Raw genomic sequence first — 2,493 nt, 5'->3', positions numbered from 1 at the left:
TTGTGCTGGAGACGTTGGTGGTGCGCGGTCCTGAGCGGATCGCGTTGCTCGGCCCGAACGGCTCGGGCAAGACCACGTTGCTCAAGCGGATCATCGAACAGGGCGCCCAGGTCCCCGTCCGGTACCTGCCGCAGCGCCTCGACCTCCTGGACGACGCGCTGAGCGTCGTGGACAACGTGCGGGCCGTGGCCCCGAACGCCTCCGTGAACGACATCAGAGCGCGCCTGGCGCGCTTCCTGTTCAGGGGCGAGCGGGTCAACCAGGCCGTCGGCACGCTGTCGGGAGGCGAGCGCTTCCGTGCGACCCTCGCCGCGCTCCTGTCGGCGGAGCCGCCGCCCCAGCTGCTCCTGCTCGACGAGCCGACGAACAACCTGGACATGGCCAGCGTCCGCCAGCTCTCCCAGGCGCTGAACGCGTACCGGGGGGCACTCATCGTGGCCAGCCACGACGTGCCGTTCCTGGAGACGATCGGGATCACCCGCTGGCTGCGACAGGATCGGGATGCCGGACTGACGGAATCGTGATTGACGTGTGGGGATCAACCCGACGATAGTGTGACAGGTGGCTGGACCCCGGTTGATTCCCTGCGTTCTCGCCCTGGCAACTCTCACGCTCGGCGCATGCTCGTCGTCCTTACCGTCACCGACCGGAGGCGAGCCGAAGGTCAGTGGCATCGCCGGCGGCAACGGCGGCGGGGCACCCGTCAGCGGCGGCACGGAGACGAGCAGTCCCAGCCCAAGCGCGCTCACGGCCGAGGAGTACAAGAGTGCGCTCGAGAGCAGGCACAAGGCGATGGCCGGCGCGATCGACGCCCTGGCGGGCGCGCGCAGCGTCAAGGCCCTGGACGACCGGGTCGGCCGCGCGGAGGAGGCGCTGAGCGGCGCCGCCGACGCGCTTGCCGCCGTCGCCCCGCCCGACGCCGTACGCGCCCAGCACGACGCGTATGTGACCAGCCTGCGCGACTTCGCCAGCGGGCTGGGCTCCACGGCGGGCAAGGTGGGCGCCAGGAACCTGTGCACGTCGTCGGCCGTGCTCATCGACCTCGACGACAAGCTGGCCGCGCTCGACAAGGCGGGCGAGGCCCTGCAGAGCGCCGGCGGCTTCCCGGCCGACGTCGTGGACGTGAAGGCCGGGAAGAAGCAGACCAGGCGGCTGGGCAACGGCTCGTTCATCCGCAGGAGCACGTTCAACGGCCGCAGCTCGCTGGAGATCGACAACGGCGGCAGCCGCGACGCCGTGGTCACCGTCGTGAAGGGCGGCAGCAAGGCGTTCAGCGTGTACGTGCGCAAGAACTCGAAGTTCAAGGTCAAAGGCGTGCGCGACGGCACGTACAAGGTCTACTTCACGCACGGCGTGGACTGGGACGGCAAGAGCAAGTCGTTCACGCGCGAGTGCAGCTTTGAGAAGTTCGAGAAGTCGGTGAAGTTCAAGACGACGTTCACCGCCACGCAGATCCGCTGGCACGACTGGCGGATCACGCTGCACGCGATCTCGGGTGGCAACGCCCGCACCGCGCCCGTGGACCCCGACGACTTCCCGAGCTGAAAGGCCGCGCACTCCGCCCGGTGCGCGGCCTGCGCCGAATCAGGTCGAGAACAGCATGCCCACCCAGCTGCGCTGCCGGTGGTGGCCGTAGTGGCCGCCGCCGTGGTGCGGAGCGCCCCAGGCCGGACCGGGGGCGGGGGGCGGCGGGGGAGCCGCGTGGTACTGCGACTCCATCCGGGTCAGCGTCTCCAGCTCGCCGTAGTCGAGGAAGATCCCACGACAGTTGTCGCACTGCTCGATGTGGACGCCGTTGCGCTCATAGGTCCGCATGTTCCCGCGGCACTTAGGGCACTGCATCTAAGTCGCTCTCCTTGGCTTCGGGGTTTCAGGGTGAAACCTACCGCGCGCAACCCCGTCACGCTCGGACGATTCTGTTGCACGATTCGACCAACGAATGTTCGACCTCGTCCAGTTCCCGGCCCTCGCGCTGAGCGTTGACGACGGCCACGGCGGCGAGCTGGACGGTGAGCGCCCGGGCGGGCAGGTCGAGCCGCCGCCACGGGTCGTCGCCCTGGCCGAGCGCGGGCCCGCCGGAGGCCAGGTACGCCCCCAGGAACCGCTCCCAGACGGCCGGGTCGAGCAGCCCCGCGGCGTACCAGGCGGCCGGCCTGGCCAGGTCCCACGCCGGGTCGCCGACACCGAGGTCGTCGACGTCGATGAGCAGCCAGCGATCGCGGTGGACGAGCTGGCCCAGGTGCCAGTCGCCGTGCGTGAGCAGCCCCGGCAGCGGGTCGGGCTCGGGCAGCTCCTTGAAGGTCCGCCTGATGAGCTGCTCGACGGGGCCGTCTCCGTCCATCCGGTCCACCGCCCTGGCGGCCCGCGCGGGGCCTCCGGCCGCGGGCAGCTCGGGCAGCAGCGTGAGGGGGATGGCGTGCAGCCAGGCCAGCAACCTGGCGCCCTCCTCCCAGGGCGCGGAGTCCGGGTCGTCCTGCGCGACGGGGCGGCCCG

4 protein-coding genes are annotated in these 2,493 nt (G+C 70.8%); 2 read left to right on the top strand and 2 right to left on the bottom strand.

The features are described 5' to 3' along the window. Positions 1 to 524: ATP-binding cassette domain-containing protein (locus AB0J09_RS62215; protein ID WP_360713564.1), on the top strand; the 524-nt coding region annotated here is incomplete at its 5' end. Positions 525 to 561: 37 nt separating this feature from the next. Continuing rightward, entirely contained in the window at positions 562 to 1,545 is a 984-nt protein-coding gene (locus tag AB0J09_RS62210) for a hypothetical protein (RefSeq protein WP_360713562.1), read from the top strand. Positions 1,546 to 1,584: 39 nt separating this feature from the next. Here AB0J09_RS62210 and AB0J09_RS62205 read toward each other — a convergent pair whose 3' ends face one another. Then, on the bottom strand, positions 1,585 to 1,842 hold the full coding sequence (locus AB0J09_RS62205; protein WP_168005659.1) for a zf-TFIIB domain-containing protein: 258 nt from the start codon (positions 1,840 to 1,842) through the stop codon (positions 1,585 to 1,587). A gap of 58 nt (positions 1,843 to 1,900) precedes the next feature. Continuing rightward, positions 1,901 to 2,493: phosphotransferase (locus AB0J09_RS62200; protein ID WP_360713560.1), on the bottom strand; the 593-nt coding region annotated here is incomplete at its 5' end.

The sequence above is a fragment of the Nonomuraea sp. NPDC049784 genome, from assembly GCF_040659615.1.
GTDB lineage: Bacteria > Actinomycetota > Actinomycetes > Streptosporangiales > Streptosporangiaceae > Nonomuraea.
This window is presented reverse-complemented; position numbering and strand designations above follow the sequence as displayed.